At 56.1% G+C, this 16922-nt stretch carries 13 protein-coding genes, 1 tRNA gene and 1 other RNA gene; 11 read left to right on the top strand and 4 right to left on the bottom strand.

Annotated elements, in window-relative coordinates:
* Window positions 1–7: 7 nt before the first annotated feature.
* The 6 genes from arsB (at window position 8) to O3C79_RS14045 (ending at window position 6508) form a co-directional block, all read left to right on the top strand.
* Entirely contained in the window at window positions 8–1027 is a 1020-nt protein-coding gene (arsB, locus tag O3C79_RS14070) for an ACR3 family arsenite efflux transporter (protein ID WP_494383610.1), read from the top strand.
* Between the two features lie 4 nt (window positions 1028–1031).
* A complete protein-coding gene (locus O3C79_RS14065) occupies window positions 1032–2021 on the top strand; it encodes a permease (protein WP_494383609.1) in 990 nt (329 codons plus the stop codon).
* A gap of 16 nt (window positions 2022–2037) precedes the next feature.
* Window positions 2038–2271, top strand: coding sequence for a thioredoxin family protein (locus tag O3C79_RS14060; RefSeq protein ID WP_494383608.1), 234 nt, complete (start codon window positions 2038–2040; stop codon window positions 2269–2271).
* 83 nt (window positions 2272–2354) lie between these two features.
* Window positions 2355–3365: an ArsJ-associated glyceraldehyde-3-phosphate dehydrogenase gene (locus tag O3C79_RS14055; protein WP_494383607.1), complete on the top strand. Its 1011-nt coding sequence runs from the start codon at window positions 2355–2357 to the stop codon at window positions 3363–3365.
* A gap of 13 nt (window positions 3366–3378) precedes the next feature.
* A complete protein-coding gene (gene arsJ, locus O3C79_RS14050; RefSeq protein ID WP_494383606.1) occupies window positions 3379–4629 on the top strand; it encodes an organoarsenical effux MFS transporter ArsJ in 1251 nt (416 codons plus the stop codon).
* A 136-nt stretch (window positions 4630–4765) separates the two neighbouring features.
* Window positions 4766–6508, top strand: a complete 1743-nt coding sequence (locus tag O3C79_RS14045; protein WP_494383605.1) for an SLC13 family permease — start codon at window positions 4766–4768, stop codon at window positions 6506–6508.
* A 55-nt stretch (window positions 6509–6563) separates the two neighbouring features.
* Here the strand turns inward: O3C79_RS14045 and nhaB are convergent, their stop codons facing one another.
* A complete protein-coding gene (gene nhaB, locus O3C79_RS14040) occupies window positions 6564–8069 on the bottom strand; it encodes a sodium/proton antiporter NhaB (RefSeq protein ID WP_494383604.1) in 1506 nt (501 codons plus the stop codon).
* A 393-nt stretch (window positions 8070–8462) separates the two neighbouring features.
* On the opposite strand from nhaB, the gene O3C79_RS14035 reads away from it, so the two are divergent.
* Both O3C79_RS14035 and O3C79_RS14030 read left to right on the top strand, forming a co-directional pair.
* Window positions 8463–8918 carry an NfeD family protein gene (locus O3C79_RS14035; RefSeq protein ID WP_494383603.1) on the top strand — a complete coding sequence of 152 codons (456 nt, stop codon included), beginning with the start codon at window positions 8463–8465 and terminating at the stop codon, window positions 8916–8918.
* A 45-nt stretch (window positions 8919–8963) separates the two neighbouring features.
* On the top strand, window positions 8964–9827 hold the full coding sequence (locus tag O3C79_RS14030) for an SPFH domain-containing protein (protein WP_010322267.1): 864 nt from the start codon (window positions 8964–8966) through the stop codon (window positions 9825–9827).
* On the opposite strand, the gene O3C79_RS14025 is transcribed toward O3C79_RS14030, so the two are convergent.
* Window positions 9828–12080 carry a sensor domain-containing protein gene (locus O3C79_RS14025; protein ID WP_494383602.1) on the bottom strand — a complete coding sequence of 751 codons (2253 nt, stop codon included), beginning with the start codon at window positions 12078–12080 and terminating at the stop codon, window positions 9828–9830.
* Window positions 12081–12233: 153 nt separating this feature from the next.
* Between O3C79_RS14025 and O3C79_RS14020 the strand changes: the two genes are divergently transcribed.
* Both O3C79_RS14020 and O3C79_RS14015 read left to right on the top strand, forming a co-directional pair.
* Window positions 12234–13211 carry an amidoligase family protein gene (locus O3C79_RS14020; protein ID WP_494383601.1) on the top strand — a complete coding sequence of 326 codons (978 nt, stop codon included), beginning with the start codon at window positions 12234–12236 and terminating at the stop codon, window positions 13209–13211.
* The gene (locus tag O3C79_RS14015) at window positions 13184–13849 is read left to right on the top strand and encodes a gamma-glutamyl-gamma-aminobutyrate hydrolase family protein (RefSeq protein WP_494383600.1); all 666 of its coding nucleotides are present in this window, start codon (window positions 13184–13186) and stop codon (window positions 13847–13849) included. Before O3C79_RS14020 ends, O3C79_RS14015 begins: the two co-directional genes overlap by 28 nt.
* A gap of 61 nt (window positions 13850–13910) precedes the next feature.
* Here O3C79_RS14015 and O3C79_RS14010 read toward each other — a convergent pair.
* Window positions 13911–14035: non-coding RNA, RtT sRNA (locus O3C79_RS14010), on the bottom strand.
* Between the two features lie 45 nt (window positions 14036–14080).
* A tRNA-Tyr gene (locus O3C79_RS14005) sits at window positions 14081–14164 on the bottom strand.
* 439 nt (window positions 14165–14603) lie between these two features.
* On the opposite strand from O3C79_RS14005, the gene nrdA reads away from it, so the two are divergent.
* The gene (gene nrdA, locus O3C79_RS14000; RefSeq protein WP_494383599.1) at window positions 14604–16871 is read left to right on the top strand and encodes a class 1a ribonucleoside-diphosphate reductase subunit alpha; all 2268 of its coding nucleotides are present in this window, start codon (window positions 14604–14606) and stop codon (window positions 16869–16871) included.
* Window positions 16872–16922: the final 51 nt, after the last annotated feature.

Here is a 16922-nt window from a genome sequence, read left to right as displayed (position 1 = left end):
GGTTTGCATGGGAGTTTTTGAACGCTACATGACGCTCTGGGTTGGTCTGTGCATTCTCGCCGGGGTGTTGCTGGGGAATATGATTCCCGGTGCTTTTGCCGGCATTGCACAGCTGGAAGTGGCACACGTCAATCTGGTGGTGGCGCTGTTTATCTGGGTGATGATCTATCCGATGATGGTGCAGATCGATTTCAGCGCCATTAAAGACGTGGGCAAGAAGCCCAAAGGGCTGGTGCTGACGCTGGTTGTCAACTGGCTGATCAAGCCGTTCACCATGGCGGCGCTTGGCTGGTTGTTCTTCCGGGTACTCTTCGCCGATTGGGTGGATCCTCAAAGTGCCGGCGAGTACATTGCCGGCATGATTCTGCTGGGTGTCGCGCCCTGTACGGCGATGGTGTTTGTGTGGAGTCAGCTGACTAAAGGCGACCCCAACTATACGCTGGTGCAGGTATCGGTGAACGATATCATCATGGTGTTTGCCTTTGCCCCGATTGCGGCTTTCCTGCTGGGTGTCAGTGATATTCATGTGCCCTGGGAAACCTTGCTGCTGTCAGTGGTGCTCTATGTTGTATTGCCGCTGTTGGCGGGCGCCTGGACCCGGCATAAGCTGGAACGTGAACAAGACGGGCAGCGTCTTGAGCGTTTTCTGCAAACGCTCAAGCCTTGGTCTATCCTGGGACTCCTGGCAACCGTGGTGCTGCTGTTCGGCTTTCAGGCCGAAACCATTATTGCTCAGCCACAGACTATTGGTCTGATCGCCATTCCCTTGCTGATTCAAACCTACGGTATTTTTATCATTGCTTATATGTGCGCCTACTGGTTGCGTCTGCCGCACAATGTGGCTGCACCGGCGTGCATGATTGGCACATCAAACTTTTTCGAGCTGGCCGTTGCGGTTGCCATTTCGCTGTTTGGCCTTCACTCCGGTGCTGCCCTGGCAACCGTTGTCGGTGTGCTGGTTGAAGTGCCGGTTATGTTGTCGCTGGTGGCCTTTGCCAACCGTACACGCCACTGGTTCGGGAGCTGAGCCAATGTTTGAGATCTTCACACGTTTTGCCGACTGGCTGGTATATGAGCTGATGGGGTTGTCCCCTGACACCAAGCTGGGTGATGCAGTTCACTTTTTTGTCGAAGATGTCAGCAAGATCTATGTGCTGCTGGTGGTGATGATCTATGTGATCGCCCTGGCGCGGGCATCCTTGAACGTGGAGCGGGTGCGTGACTTCCTGGCGGGACGACACCGTGGTGTCGGTTATGTGCTGGGCTCAGGTTTTGGCGCCATCACCCCCTTCTGTTCCTGTTCCAGTATTCCCGTTTTTCTGGGCTTTACCTCGGCCGGCATTCCGGTGGGGATCACCATGTCATTTCTGCTCACCTCACCGTTGATCAACGAAGTAGCGGTGTTATTGCTGATGAGTTTGCTTGGCTGGAAGTTCACCCTGCTGTATGTGCTGGTGGGCATGGCGGTTGGCATTCTGGGCGGTGTGTTTCTGGATCAGATTCGTGCCGAGCGCTGGCTGCAGTCTTTCGCGCAAAAGGCGCTGGAACGCGGGCGTCAGCAACAGAGTGTGCAAAGTGGTCCTGTGGCCAAATTGAGTTTCAGCGAGCGTCATCAATTTGCCAAAGGTGAAACCTGGGAAATCTTCGGTCGGGTCTGGAAGTGGGTCATCATCGGGGTTGGCCTTGGGGCTGCTCTGCATGGCTTTGTGCCGGATGGCTGGATTGAGGCGCACCTGGGTGATGGCCAGTGGTGGTCGGTACCGGCGGCTGTCGCCTTGGGTATTCCTCTTTACTCCAATGCCACCGGGGTGATTCCGGTGATGGAGAGCCTGATCGTAAACGGCCTGCCCATCGGCACTACACTGGCATTCTGCATGAGTACGGTGGCAGCAAGCTTTCCCGAATTTATTCTGCTCAAACAGGTGATGCAGTGGCGCCTGTTGGCGATTCTGTTTGCGGTGCTTCTGGCAGCGTTCACGCTGGTGGGCTGGATTTTCAATTTTCTGACGCCTTTTATGTAAGGCAAGAGGGGTAGGTATGAAACAGGTCAAGGTATTGGGCAGTGGCTGCAGCAAGTGCGTCAAAACAGCCGAAATCATCGCCAAGGTGGCATCCGACCTGGGTATTGAGGTCAATGTCATCAAAGAGACGGATGCGGAAGCGATCATGAATTATGGCGTGATGAGCACGCCGGCAGTGGTGGTTGATGAGCAGGTCGTGCACAGCGGCAGCATCCCTGCGCAGGATGCTATTCGAGGCTGGCTGAGTTAAGTCGCTGCGGTCGTCTCTTTTACACGTCGGTTTTTGCCGGCTGGTTATTTTGAACAACCTAATCGGATACGAGTAGTGAGGTTATGGCCAAAATCAAGGTGGGTATCAATGGCTTTGGGCGTATGGGGCGTCTGACCATGCGGGCAATTTTCGATCAGCCTGATGTTGAAATAGTTCAGATCAACGACCCGGCCGGCGATGCGGCAACGCTGGCGCACCTGATCAACTTTGATTCGGTCCATGGGCGCTGGTGTCACGAAGCGGTAGCGAATGCCGAGGGCATGAAGGTTGGTGATCGGTCTATTACCGTGACGGCCAACAAGGCTATTGCTGATACCGACTGGTCCGGTTGTGATTTGGTCATTGAAGCCTCTGGCAAGATGAAGACCAAGGCGCTGCTGCAGGCTTATCTGGATCAGGGGGTAAAACGCGTTGTGGTGACGGCACCGGTGAAGGAAGAGGGTGTTTTGAACATCGTGATGGGTGTGAATGATGACCTTTACGACCCTGAGCAATACCCGATCGTAACTGCCGCTTCTTGCACCACCAACTGTCTGGCACCGGTGGTGAAGGTGGTTCACGAACAGCTGGGCATCAAGCATGGCTCCATGACCACCATTCACGACATCACCAACACCCAGACTATCCTGGATGCGCCGCACAAGGATCTGCGCCGTGCCCGTGCCTGTGGCATGAGTTTGATTCCGACTACTACCGGCTCGGCAACCGCGATTACGCATATTTTCCCGGAGCTGAAGGGCAAGCTGAACGGCCACGCGATTCGCGTGCCTCTGGCCAATGCCTCGATTACCGACTGTGTATTTGAGGTTGAGCGTGAAACCTCTGTTGACGAGGTCAATGCGCTACTCAAGCAGGCTGCAGAGGGAGAGCTGGACGGCGTGCTCGGTTTTGAAGAGCGCCCGCTGGTGTCCATCGACTACCGTACTGACCCGCGCTCCAGCGTGGTCGATGCCCTGTCCACGATGGTGGTCAATGGTACTCAGGTGAAGTTGTACCTTTGGTACGACAACGAATGGGGCTATGCCAACCGCACGGCGGAACTGGCGGTGAAAGTCGGGCGACTGGATCAATAAACGAGAAATAACCATGCTGAGCCAGCTTTCTCCCGCTATTCGCCAGTATCTGGTGGTGACAGGTAATTACTGGGCGTTCACCCTGACCGACGGTGCCTTGCGTATGCTGGTGGTGCTGCATTTTCATGGCTTGGGGTACTCGCCGCTGGAGATCGCACTGCTGTTCCTGTTCTACGAGATCTTCGGGGTCATCACCAACCTGGTGGGCGGTTGGCTCGGTGCTCATTTGGGGTTGAATAGCACCATGAACATCGGCCTGGGCCTGCAGGTGGTGGCATTGGCGATGCTGCTGGTGCCTGCGGCCTGGCTTACGGTGCCCTGGGTGATGGCGGCGCAGGCGCTGTCTGGTATCGCCAAGGATCTGAACAAAATGAGCGCGAAAAGCTCAATCAAGTTGCTGGTCCCTGAAGATGCGCAGGGGACCTTGTACAAATGGGTGGCCATTCTGACCGGTTCCAAGAATGCCCTTAAGGGTGCCGGTTTCTTCCTGGGCGGCGCGTTGCTGATGTGGCTTGGCTTTGCCGGTGCTGTGGCTGCCATGGCGATTGCATTGGCAATGGTGTGGCTGCTCAGTCTGGTGCTGCTGAAAAAGGATCTGGGCAAGGCCAAGAGCAAACCCAAGTTCCGCGATATTTTCTCCAAGAGCCGCGCAATCAATATCCTGTCCGCCGCGCGCATGTTTCTGTTCGGTGCCCGGGATGTCTGGTTCGTGGTGGCGCTGCCCGTGTTTCTGTCACAAACGCTGGGCTGGAATCATAGCCAGACCGGCGGCTTTCTCGCCCTTTGGGTGATCGGTTATGGCATGGTGCAGGCCGTCGCGCCACGTATCACTGGCAAGGCGTCCGGGAAGGTGCCCGATGGGCGAGCAGCGACTGGTTGGGCGGCAATGTTGGCAGGTTTGCCGGCATTGATCGCGCTTGGGCTGATGTGGGGGATGGATCCTGCCTGGGCCTTGATAGGCGGTTTGTTGGCGTTTGGTGCTGTGTTTGCCGTGAACTCTTCGCTGCACAGCTATCTGATTGTCAGCTATGCCGGTCAGGATGGTGTGTCTCTGGATGTGGGTTTCTATTACATGGCGAATGCCATGGGGCGTTTGATCGGCACGCTGCTTTCCGGTTGGGTGTTTCAGATTGCGGGGCAGGGTAGTGCAGGTTTACAAGCCTGCCTCTGGATCAGTGCAGTGATGCTGGTGTTAACTGTTCTGATCTCCCTGGGGCTGCCCACACTGGCCAGCAATAAAGTGAGAACCGCGTCGGCTGAATAGGTCTTATATTTCATTAAAGTATAAATTTGTTAATATTTATTCTTTTATGGAATCAAAATAACCCTGTATCTTAGGGCCTTTTCACCGGATATGGGTTTACGCTGTGGAGTGGCAAGGCTGGTTCGCGCTGAGTTTAATGGTTGCTGCATTGGCGGCTCTGATCCTGACCAGGACAGGGCCGCATATCGTTATGATGGCGGTATTGGCAATGCTCAGCATCAGTGGTGTGCTCACGCCCAGTGAGGCCCTGGCCGGGTTTGCCAACTCCGGTTTGGTCACCGTCGCCTGCATGTTTGTGATCGCGGCTGGCATCCATTCTTCGGGCGGCGTAGATATGCTGGTCAACAAGGTGTTAGGCCGGCCTGAGGGTGTTCGCGGTGCCATGGGGCGTATCTTTGCGCCGGTGGTACTGCTCAGTGGCTTCCTCAATAATACGCCGGTGGTCGCCACCATGATTCCGGCGATTCACGCCTGGTCACGCAAGATCAATGTGCCTGCATCCAAGCTGATGATTCCCCTCAGTTACAGCGCAATTCTTGGCGGTACGCTGACATTGATCGGGACCAGCACCAACCTGGTTGTGAACGGCCAGTATCAGGAACTGACCGGTGGTGAAGGCTTTTCACTGTTCTCCATTACCACTGTGGCTCTGCCGGTTGTTATCGTCGGTGTGTTGTTCATCTGGGTTGTATTCCCTCGATTGCTGCCGGACCGCAGCGACAAGCGCGCCTTTGGCAACCTGCGTGAATTTACCCTCGAAGTCGCAGTGGCCTCCGACGGGCCGCTGGTCGGTCAGACCGTCGAGCAGGCGGGACTGCGTAGTCTGGACCGTGTGTACCTGGTTGAAATCGACCGCCGAGGCAATATCGTGACCGCGGTTTCATCGGAAGAGAAGCTCCAAGGTGGTGACCGCCTGGTGTTTGCCGGTGATACCGAGGCCATCTCCGACTTGCTGCGCATTAATGGCGTGGTGCCGTCACCTGAAAATGGTCACTCCGATACCCTGAACCAAGACCGAGCCGAGCGATGCCTGGTAGAGGCAGTGGTCTCGCCGCACTGTGATGCGGTAGGGCATGCCATCCGTGATGCCCGTTTCCGCGACCGTTATGGTGCAGTAGTGCTGGCGGTCGCGCGCAGTGGCGAGCGTATTCAGGGCAACCTTGGCAGCATTCGCCTGGAGGCCGGTGATACCCTGCTACTGGAGGCGCGTCCCGCCTTCGTCAGCCGTCAGCGCTACAACAAGGATTTTCTCCTCATTAACGATCTGGACAAGACTCAACCGCGCCATGAGCGTGCCTGGCTGGCTTGGGGAATTCTGGCTGCGCTGGTACTGGCTGCGGGCACAGGCTTGACCAGCATGCTCAATGCGGCCCTGATCGGTGCCGGTTTGATGGTGATGACCGGCTGTTGCACTGTGATGCAGGCAGAAAAAAGCCTGGATCTGACGGTGATTCTGACCATCGCTGCGTCATTTGCATTGGGGGCAGCCTTGCAGAAAACGGGGGTTGCCACCTGGCTGGCTGGAGGGATCGTTGAGCTCAGTAGCGGCACGCCCTGGCTACTGCTGATTTTGACCTATCTTGCGGTGTCTGTGCTCACTGAAATCATTACCAACAACGCTGCCGCCGTGCTGATGCTGCCGATTGTGTTGGAGATTACCGAGAAAGCGCAACTAAGCCATGAGCCTTTCATTTTTGCCATCATGATTGCGGCATCCGCCAGTTTTGCGACACCGCTGGGTTATCAGACCAACCTGATGGTCTACGGTCCGGGTGGCTATCGCTTTACTGACTTTCTGAAGGTAGGAGTGCCGATGAACCTGCTGGTTGCAGTGGTGACCCTGACGACGCTGTTGCTGGGCTGGCCGCTGAGCCAGTAACCCGGAGACCCGGGTTGCTGGCAGCGGTTGGATGCTTGTCTGGTAGGTAAGCGTCTCAGGTAAACAGAATTACCGAGGTCAGGCCCACACCACCCAGTACCAGTGTGTACGGCAGTGCCATGATCACCATGCGACCATAGGACAGGCGTACCAGTGGGGCGATGGCGGAGGTCAGCAGGAACAGGAAAGCCGCCTGACCATTGGGGGTGGCCACGCTGGGCAGGTTGGTGCCGGTGTTAATGGCAATTGCCAGCTGATCGAAGTGTGCACGGGTAATCTCACCGGCATCCAGCGCCTGCTTCACCTCACTGATATATACCGTTGCCACAAACACGTTATCTGAAATCATCGACAACACGCCGTTGGCGAGGAAGAACATGCCTGGCTGCTGTTCCGGCGGCAGTGCCAGAACCCAGTTGATGATCGGGCTGAACAGGTGTTGCTCGTGGATCACGGCAACGATGGCAAAAAACACCACCAGCAGCGCGGTAAAGGGCAGGGCCTCTTCAAACGCCTTGCCAATCTGGTGCTCGTCGGTGACGCCGTTAAAGGAGGTGATCAGGATGATTACCAGCAGGCCGATCAAGCCCACTTCAGCCACGTGGAATGCTAGGCCCAATACCAGTACGACGGCAGCGATCGCCTGAATAATCAGGGCGGATTTCTGTGCGGGGGTACGTTTGGCGCGCTCGGCTTCGGCAAACTCATTCAGTACGCGCAGTACCGGGCGTGGCAGCTTGGCGCCATAACCGAACAGCTGCAGCTTCTCAAGCAGTACGCAGGTAAACAGGCCAGCGGCCAGAACCGGCATGGAAACGGGGGCCATCAGCATGAAGAACTCACCGAAGTTCCAGCCGGCCGTCTTGGCAATCAGCAGGTTCTGTGGCTCGCCCACCAGTGTGCACACGCCACCCAGTGCCGTACCCACGGCGCTGTGCATCAGCAGGCTGCGCAGAAAGGCACGGAAACCTTCCAGGTCTTCACGGTGCAGGTCAACAACTTCATGGTCGGAAACATGGTTGTGGTCCTTGTGCTGGTGGCCCTTACCGGATGCCACTTTGTGATATACCGAGTAAAAGCCGACCGTCACGCTGATAATCACAGCCGTTACCGTCAGTGCATCCAGGAAGGCTGAGAGCAGGGCGGCGGTCATGCTGAACAGCAGGGCCAGCAGGTATTTGGAGCGCACGTTGAGCAAGATGTTGGTGAATGTCACCAGCAGCAGGCTTTTCATGAAATAGATGCCGGCCACCATGAACATCAGCAGCAGGATTACCGGGAGGTTGGCTTCTACCTCATGGTAGAGCGATTCGGGGCTGGTCATACCCAATAGCAGTGCCTCAATGGCGAGCAGGCCGCCGGGAAGCAGCGGGTAGCATTTGAGGGCCATGGCCAGGGTAAAGATGAACTCCCCAATCAGCAGCCAGCCGGTGGCCTGGGGGCCAAGAATCCAGAGGGCGATGGGGTTCACCAGGAGGAACATGAGGATGGTCTGCTTGTACCACCCGGGGGCATTCCCCAGGAAGTTGTGCGCAAAGGCACCGAGTTGTGTTGTTGGCATTATGATTTCTCGGTTTGACCGCCGGAGCAGCCGGGTTAAACAAAACCGGTGTCCATGACTGCTGCGACCACGCAGGGAGCAGCCAACAGAAAAGAATTTCCGTATACAGGCGGAGGGAGGCGCTGAGCTGGAAGCTTTCCAAAACTCAAGGCGGCTAGGTGAAGCGGTGAAACAGGCGCGATCGGAAAGCATGCGCCGATCAACCTGCAGCCCGTATCGGAACGGGCAAAACTTTATCACAGGCTTGTACGGGTATTCCATTAATAAATGCTGCACCTGCGTATCAATCTGACCCGCTCTTTGGTAGGGGGTCTTAGGTCGGGTGAGCTGCAGTCGACCGCAGGGTGGAACTGCTCCATAATCAAGCCTGTGACAATGACACAGGGACACACAATGACTTTCCAAATTGAATACTGGCACTGGGTCGTGTTCGGCATGCTGCTGATGATGGCCGAGATAGTCGTGCCCAGTTTTACTATCTTCTGGTTTGGCCTGGGGGCCATGGTACTGGCGGCCTTGCTGGCGGTTCTGCCGGACTTGAGTCTGAGCATTCAAATGGTGGCCTGGGCACTGGTTTCCTGTGCTTTTGCGCTGGCCTGGTTCAAGTTTCTGCGCCCGCGCATGGTGGACCGGACCAAGGCAGGGGTGGCGCGTGAAGCCGTCATGGGCGAAACCGGTCAGGTGATTCTGGCTCCGCAGTCGCCACGTCGCGGACAGGTACGCTTTTCAACCCCGGTACTGGGTGCGGATGAGTGGGAATTCATCTGTAATGAAGAGGTGGAAACGGGCGATCGCGTCATGATCGTCGATATTTCCGGTAATACATTGATTGTCAAAAAACGAGCCTAACCTGCACGCATGTGCAGCGATTAACTCAAACGGGAGGATAAGGATATGGTTTCCATCGATGGATTGGTGATGGCGGGTGTTTTTTTGGTGCTGGTCATCGTTACCCTGTTCCTGGGGGTACGTACGGTACCGCAGGGCAGCAAACACGTTGTGCAGCGACTGGGCAAGTATCACAAAACCCTGGGGCCGGGTCTGAATGTGATTATCCCCTATATCGACACCGTGGCCTACAAGGTAACAACCAAGGATATCGTACTTGATATCCCTTCTCAGGAAGTGATCACGCTGGATAATGCGGTGATCATCGCCAATGCGGTAGCCTACATCAATATTGTTTCACCGGAAAAAGCGGTGTACGGGGTTGAGGATTACAGTCTGGCCATTCAGAACCTGGTGCAGACCTCTCTGCGTTCCATTATCGGTGAGATGAAACTGGATGAGGCCCTGTCCAACCGTGACCAGATCAAGGCGAAACTGAAAGGGGCTATTTCCGACGATATCGCCGACTGGGGGATTACGCTCAAGACGGTCGAAATTCAGGATATCAATCCCTCTCAGACCATGCAGATGGCGATGGAGGAGCAGGCCGCTGCCGAGCGTCAGCGTCGTGCAACCGTGACCCGTGCGGACGGTGAAAAAGCTGCCGCGATTCTTGAGGCAGAAGGTCGACTGGAAGCATCCCGTCGTGATGCCGAAGCCAAGGTGGTTCTGGCAGAAGCGTCCCAGTCTGCGATCGAGAAGGTTACTTCAGCCATTGAAGGTAATGAGCTGCCGGTCATGTACTTGCTGGGCGACAAGTATGTCGACTCCATCAAGGATATGGCGCAGGCCGATAATGCCAAGGTGGTGTTGCTGCCGGGCGATATTCCGGCCGCTGTCCGCGGCATCATGGGCGGCTTCAGCAAGTAATCAGATCACGTAGACCTGTTCGGCTTCCCGCTGCTGTTGCTGGTACAGTGCCAGCAGCTCGGAGGCCGGCAAGGGTTTGCTGAACAGGTAGCCCTGATACTGGTGGCAACCGAACTCGGCCAGCAACGCCAGTTGCTGCGCTTCTTCAACTCCTTCAGCCGTCACTTTGAGATTCAGGTTCTCGGCCATCGAGATGATGGTGCGGCAGATGACGGCATCATCCTGGTCCACGGAAATTTCTCGCACGAAAGACTGGTCTATCTTGAGCTTGTCCAGCGGGAATCGCTTCAGGTAACTGAGGCTTGAATAGCCGGTGCCGAAATCATCAATGCTTAAATGTACGCCCATGGCATCCAGTTGGGACAGCAGGCTGGTGGTTTGGTCCACGTGTTTCATCAGAATGCTTTCGGTCAGTTCCAGTTCCAGTTGGTCCGGTTCCAGCCCATGGCGCTGCAGGCAGTCGGCCACATTTTCGCAAAAGTCAGGGTCTTCCAGCTGTAACGCGGACAGGTTGACCGAGACCTGAAGATGAATGCCACTTTGCTGCCAGTGGTGCATCTGGGCGCAGGCCTGCTCAAGCACCCAGTCGCCAATATCGCTAATCAGGCCACACTCTTCCGCCAGCGGGATGAAACTGCCGGGTGAGACCATGCCATGGCCGGGCCGGTTCCATCGAATAAGGGCTTCAACGCCATCGATCAGGCCGGTTTTGATATCGACCTGGGGCTGGTAGTACAGTTCGAACTCTTCATGTTTGAGGGCGTGGAACAGGGCGTTTTCCAGCTCAACCCTTTCCAGCTGTTCGCGGTCCAGTTGGTGGTTGTAAAACTGGAAGCGGTTGCGTCCCTGGGCCTTGGCACGGTACATGGCGGTATCGGCATGCTGGATCAGGGTTTGTGGCGTGGCTCCGTCGGCAGGGAATACTGCAATCCCGGTACTGCAGGAGATGCGCAACTCATGCAGACCGATATTCAGGGTGGGCTGCAGGGCTAGTTGCAAGGCGGTGACCGCGCTTTCGATCTCCCGGTCCGAGCGTATATTCGGCAACATGACCACAAATTCGTCACCCCCGATGCGGGCGACAGTATTGTCACCATCTATGGCTTGGCGCAGGCGCTCGGCAATGCTCTTGAGCAGGATGTCGCCTTCATGGTGACCAAGGGAGTCATTGATGTGCTTGAAGCGGTCCAGGTCGATAAACAGGACGGCAAGTTGTTCGCCACGCGCGCGAGCCTGATCAAGGTGGTCTTCCAGGCGCTGTTGGAACAGGTCCCGGTTAGGCAGGCCGGTGAGGCCGTCATGTTGGGCCAGGTGGCGGATGCGCTCCTCAGCCAGGATGCGTTCTTCAATTTCGTGATGCAGGTCTGACACAACCTGCTCCAGCTTCTGTGTGCGCTCTTCGACGCGCTGCTCCAGTGCCTGGTGTGCGTCCAGCAGAGCCTGTTCACTGGCATGACGGTCGGTGACATCCAGCATGATCCAGATGGACCCCTGGCTGGGGTCTTCCGGCTCAATAGCCTTGCTGCAGACATCGCACCAGATATGTTTGCCGTTCTTGCGTACCAGCTCGATCTCGGTTCGAAACGAGAGCCCCTTGGCGAGAAACGTGCCGTAATACTGGCCCATCTCTTCCCAACGGTCCTTGTTGGGATACCAGGTCCGGCTGCTGACACCTTGCAGCTCCTGAGGGGTGTAACCGAGCATTTCGGCAAAGCGCCGGTTGCAGCTGGTTACATGACGGTTTTGCAGAAACACGATACCGACCATGGCGTGATCGAGAATCAGCTGCTGGTAGTGGCTGAGGGTTTTGAGTTCTTCCGAGGCTTTGCGCTGTTCGTCGATATCTTCAACGATCCAGATGGAGCCTTGTTTAGGCTGTGAGGGCTCCACCATCTTTCCGGTCAGGCGGCACCAGAACAGGGAGCCGTCCTGACGGCGCATCAGGCGTTCCGTCTGGTAACGCTCTCCGCGGGCCAGTATGGGGTAGGCCGCCTGGCCCAGGGCCTTGTGGCTGGCAGCGTCGGGGTAGAGGCTGATACTGGTCATGCCGCGCATGTCATCGGCTGATGCATAGCCGTGAATCTGTGCAAACTGGTGGTTGCAGCGTTGGATACGACGGTCCAGAACGAAACAGATGCCTACGCCGGCATTGTCCAGAATGATCTGATGCTCATTAAGGAGGCTCGAGGCCGAGGCTGTTCCGGACCCGTAAGGTGTCAGGTCAATTTTCAATTCGTTATTATCGTTATTCATGCATACAAGGCTGTCGAACAGGTGTTCTCAAGCAAGACTAACATGCTTTATCGGGTTAGAGCATAGTAACGACATACGACCTTGATGCAATATGCGGATTCACCCTGGCGGGGTTCGGATGTACTCGAACACCTGCAACTTAAGGAGTAGGGCATGAGGAAAAGTTACCGGCAGCCCACCTGGGCGACCCTCTCGGACGGGCGCCCACGACGTGTGGGGTTTGAGCTGGAATTCACCGGGCTGACATTTGCTCAGGCTCGCGCAGCCATTCGTGATGTGCTGCAAGGTGAGGAGCAGGTCCACTCACCCGTTGAAACGACGATCGCGACCGAGCAGGGAGGTTTTCAGCTTGAGCTGGATTGGGCTCTGCTGAAGCAGGTCGCCAAGGAATATGCCGAGGAAAAGGTGACGCCGGACTGGCTGGATGGACTCAGTCGTGCCGCTGCGCTGGTGGTGCCTGTGGAGCTGGTATGCCCGCCCATCCCGCTGGACCAGCTGGACTCCCTGGATGATCTGGTTGAAACCCTGCGCAAGGCCGGGGCTCAAGGCACCGATGACTCACTGGTTGCGGCGTTGGGCGTTCATATCAATGCCGAGATGCCGGATCTGGAGCCTCGCACCATTTTGTCCTATCTGCGGGCTTACAGTCTGCTGCAGTGGTGGCTGGTGGATGCCCACGACGTCAATCTGACGCGCAAGATGTCGCCCTATGTTGATCTCTATCCGGAGGAATATATCGATAGGCTGCTGCGTCAGGAGGTGGATGATGAGGATGCGCTGTTTGATCTTTATCTGACCTATAACGCCACGCGCAACAGGGCATTGGACCTGTTACCGCTGCTGATGCACCTCGATGCAGACCGTGTACGCGAGGCCGTAGATGATGACCGTATCCAGGCGCGTCCTGCGCTGCACTATCGTTTGCCCAATTGTGAAATCGAACGCGACGGCTGGGACCTTGCCAGGGAGTGGAATACCTGGTGGATGGTGGAGCAGTTGGCTGCGGATGATGAGGCGATTAAGCGCCTGGCGGCACGTTGGCAGGAGAGGTCGCGCCCACTATTGGGTGTGAATCGTTCAGATTGGGTGAAGGATATGGGTTTATGGTTGCGCGAACGAGGGTGGCTGTAACCGGCAACGGTCGGCGCTGGTCGCCATCCTGGTGGTGTACGCGCCTGGCACTGTCACTGGTCGGTGCAGAGGCGGTGCGGGTCAGTGTGCGTCATCAGGTGCCGGAGCATTCTGTTGATGCACTGATCATTGGCGGTGGCGATGACATCAGTCCTGAGCATTATGGCGGTGATCTGGAAGCGCCTGTACGTACCGATCCTGAGCGCGATGAGCTGGAGATGCGCTGGATCGGCTATGCGCTGGAATCAGGCTTGCCGATGCTGGGGATCTGTCGTGGTGCCCAGCTGATTAATGTGATGCTCGGTGGTCAGTTACATCAGGACCTGCGCGATTTGCGTAAACGCACCTATAACCGGCCAGGGCTATTGCCGACCAAGCAGGTACAGCTGGAATCACCCAGCCGCATGGCCTGTATTTGCAAGAAAGAGCATCTGCGGGTGAATAGCCTGCATCACCAGGCTGTGCGTTCAGCCGGGCGAGGGCTTCGTATTGTTGGACGGGATCTGGACCAGATCGTGCAGGGGTTTGAGTCTGAAAAGGATGCAATCATCGGTGTTCAGTGGCACCCGGAGTATCTCTGGTATATGCCTTCGCATCTGCGTCTGTTTCGCTGGCTGGTGAAAGCAGCCCGGAAATAATAACGAGCGCCAGGCACAAAAAAGCCCCGTCAGTGGGCGAGGCTTTTTCGTTTCAAATCAGTGGTGGTGGGAGGTGGATTGTTCCCCTTCGGGCCGTTGCGTCTTCGCCGCAACGTCGTCTCGGCACAGAGTGCCTCGGCTCGAACCACCTTCGCTGGTTCTCATCCACCTGCAGATTTCTCAGATACAAAAAAGCCCCGTCAATCGACGAGGCTCTTTCGTTAAATTCGATGGTGGTGGGAGGTGGATTCGAACCACCGAAGCTTGCGCGTCAGATTTACAGTCTGATCCCTTTGGCCACTCGGGAACCCCACCAGCGGAAGCGCATTCTATTGATCCGAACGTCTTTTGTAAAGCCCTCTTGAAGGGAAAAATGACCTGATTTTTGTATTCGCTGTTTTCGTGTTTTCTGTGGTTGGTATGAAAAAAAATCTTATTCAAAATGCCATGGAAAAAGCTTCGCTAAGGCCGCATAATCCGCGCCTTTCAGACGCATGGGGTCGGTCCGGTTACACGTGATAGGCCGATAAATCAATATTGAAATCCTCGCGTCAGAATCTATATTTAGTGCCCTGTAAGCGGTGCTGTACTACATCTTGTGTTTCTGCTCTGAAACTGGCCGGTTCGGGTGTTTGCTGTACTAAGCCTCCCGTTGCCTGTGATGCTTCAACATGGATGTGGTGAGACGGTTGCAGGGAAGGTGCCTCGCTGAGGCATGTGTATCAGAAACATTTGAACTGGAAGAGCGTGCAGAATGCAGCAAGATCTGATGGTTACCAAACGCGATGGTCGGCGTGAACTGATTGACCTTGAAAAGATCCATCGTGTCATTATCTGGGCCGCTGAGGGGCTCGAAAATGTGTCGGTATCCCAGGTTGAGTTAAGTGCCCATCTGCAGTTCTACGAGGGAATCAAAACCTCGGATATCCACGAGACGCTGATCAAGTCCGCCGCAGACCTGATCTCCGAAGACGCTCCAGACTACCAGTATCTGGCGGCGCGCCTGGCCGTATTCCACCTGCGCAAGCGTGCCTTTAACGATTTTGAGCCGCCGCACCTGTACGACCATGTTGTCAGCATGGTGGAGCAGAAACGTTACGATCAGCACCTGCTGAGCGACTACAGCCGTGAAGACTTTGATGAGCTGAACGCTTACCTCGATCACAGCCGTGATATGAACTTCAGCTATGCGGCTGTCAAACAGCTCGAAGGCAAGTACCTGGTCCAGAACCGCGTGACCGGTGAAATTTATGAAAGTCCGCAGCAGCTCTATATGCTGGTGGCAGCTTGCCTGTTTGCCAACTATCCTCGTGAGACGCGCCTGGACTACGTGAAGCGCTTCTACGATGCGACGTCCCAGTTCAAGCTGTCGCTGCCGACGCCGATTATGGCCGGTGTGCGAACGCCGACACGCCAGTTCAGCTCCTGTGTGCTGATCGAGACCGGTGACAGCCTGGATTCCATCAATGCGACGGCTGCTGCGATTGTTAAATATGTATCCCAGCGTGCGGGTATCGGCATCAATGCCGGTGGTATCCGTGCAATCGGTAGTCCGATTCGTAACGGTGAGGCCTTTCACACAGGTTGTATCCCGTTCTACAAGCATTTCCAGACTGCTGTTAAGTCCTGCTCGCAGGGCGGCGTACGTGGCGGGGCAGCGACCCTGTTCTACCCGATGTGGCATCTGGAAGTGGAATCCCTGCTGGTTCTGAAGAACAACCGTGGTGTTGAAGAAAACCGCGTACGTCATATCGACTACGGCGTGCAGATCAACAAGCTGATGTATCAGCGCCTGATCAAGGGCGAAAGCATCACTCTATTCAGCCCGCACGAAGTACCGGGTCTGTACGACGCCTTCTTTGCCGATCAGGATGAGTTTGAGCGCCTGTACCTGAAGTATGAGCAGGACGAGAGCATCCGCAAGAAGAGCATCAAGGCCGTCGAGTTGTTCGGTCTGATGATGTCCGAGCGTGCGTCGACGGGACGTATCTATATTCAGAACGTAGACCACTGCAACACGCACAGCCCGTTTGACCCTCAGGTCGCACCGGTCAAGCAGTCCAACCTTTGTCTGGAAATTGCGCTGCCGACCAAGCCGCTGAACGACGTCAACGATCCGGAAGGCGAGATTGCGCTCTGTACGCTGTCGGCCTTTAACCTGGGGGCGCTCGAGAATCTGGATGAGCTGGAAGGTCTGGCCGATCTGATCGTGCGTGCACTGGACAGCCTGCTGGATTACCAGGACTACCCGATCCCGGCGGCACGCAACGCTACCATGGCGCGCCGTACCCTGGGTGTGGGTGTCACCAACTTTGCCTACTACCTGGCCAAGAATGGCGTCCGTTACTCCGACGGCAGTGCCAACGGCCTGGTGCATCGTACATTCGAAGCCGTTCAGTACTACCTGTTGAAGGCGTCCAACCAGCTGGCCAAGGAGTTTGGTTCTTGTCCGAAATTTGACGAGACCACCTACGCCAAGGGCCTGTTGCCGATCGATACCTACAAGCGTGATATAGACAGCTACTGCGAAGAGCCGCTGCACTACTTCTGGGAAACCCTGCGCGAAGATATCCGCGAGTTTGGCCTGCGCAACAGTACTCTGACAGCGCTGATGCCCTGTGAAACCTCTTCACAGATCACCAACTCCACTAACGGTATCGAGCCGCCGCGTGGTTTTGTCTCCGTGAAGGCGAGCAAGGACGGCATCATGAAGCAGGTGGTGCCGGAATACCTGGAGCTGAAAGACCAGTACGAGCTGCTGTGGGATATCCCCAGCAATACCGGCTATCTTCAGTTGGTCGGTATCATGCAGAAGTTTGTTGACCAGTCCATCTCGGCCAACACCAACTATGACCCGACCAAGTTTACCGGCGAAAAAGTACCCATGAAGCAGCTGCTCCAGGATCTGCTGACTGCGTACAAGTTTGGTGTGAAGACGCTTTACTATCACAACACCCGTGATGGTGCCGGTGCTTCCGATAAAGCCGATGATGGCTGTGAAGGCGGCGCCTGCAAGCTGTAAAGCAGCACCTTCTCAAGCGATTCGCGTTTTGCCCCGGGCGTTCTGCCCGGG

It is taken from the genome of Marinobacterium sp. NO-S09 (assembly GCF_059179545.1).
This window is presented reverse-complemented; position numbering and strand designations above follow the sequence as displayed.

What these genes read in the sequence shown, in the direction of transcription:
- O3C79_RS14065 (WP_494383609.1), top strand. Translation starts at nt 1,032, where the DNA reads ATGTTTGAGATCTTCACACGTTTTGCCGACTGGCTGGTATATGAGCTG.
- nrdA (WP_494383599.1), top strand. Translation starts at nt 14,604, where the DNA reads ATGCAGCAAGATCTGATGGTTACCAAACGCGATGGTCGGCGTGAACTG.
- O3C79_RS14025 (WP_494383602.1), bottom strand. Translation starts at nt 12,080, where the DNA reads ATGAATAACGATAATAACGAATTGAAAATTGACCTGACACCTTACGGG.
- O3C79_RS14030 (WP_010322267.1), top strand. Translation starts at nt 8,964, where the DNA reads ATGGTTTCCATCGATGGATTGGTGATGGCGGGTGTTTTTTTGGTGCTG.
- nhaB (WP_494383604.1), bottom strand. Translation starts at nt 8,069, where the DNA reads ATGCCAACAACACAACTCGGTGCCTTTGCGCACAACTTCCTGGGGAAT.
- O3C79_RS14045 (WP_494383605.1), top strand. Translation starts at nt 4,766, where the DNA reads ATGGTTGCTGCATTGGCGGCTCTGATCCTGACCAGGACAGGGCCGCAT.
- O3C79_RS14060 (WP_494383608.1), top strand. Translation starts at nt 2,038, where the DNA reads ATGAAACAGGTCAAGGTATTGGGCAGTGGCTGCAGCAAGTGCGTCAAA.
- arsB (WP_494383610.1), top strand. Translation starts at nt 8, where the DNA reads ATGGGAGTTTTTGAACGCTACATGACGCTCTGGGTTGGTCTGTGCATT.
- O3C79_RS14020 (WP_494383601.1), top strand. Translation starts at nt 12,234, where the DNA reads ATGAGGAAAAGTTACCGGCAGCCCACCTGGGCGACCCTCTCGGACGGG.
- O3C79_RS14015 (WP_494383600.1), top strand. Translation starts at nt 13,184, where the DNA reads ATGGTTGCGCGAACGAGGGTGGCTGTAACCGGCAACGGTCGGCGCTGG.
- O3C79_RS14035 (WP_494383603.1), top strand. Translation starts at nt 8,463, where the DNA reads ATGACTTTCCAAATTGAATACTGGCACTGGGTCGTGTTCGGCATGCTG.
- O3C79_RS14055 (WP_494383607.1), top strand. Translation starts at nt 2,355, where the DNA reads ATGGCCAAAATCAAGGTGGGTATCAATGGCTTTGGGCGTATGGGGCGT.
- arsJ (WP_494383606.1), top strand. Translation starts at nt 3,379, where the DNA reads ATGCTGAGCCAGCTTTCTCCCGCTATTCGCCAGTATCTGGTGGTGACA.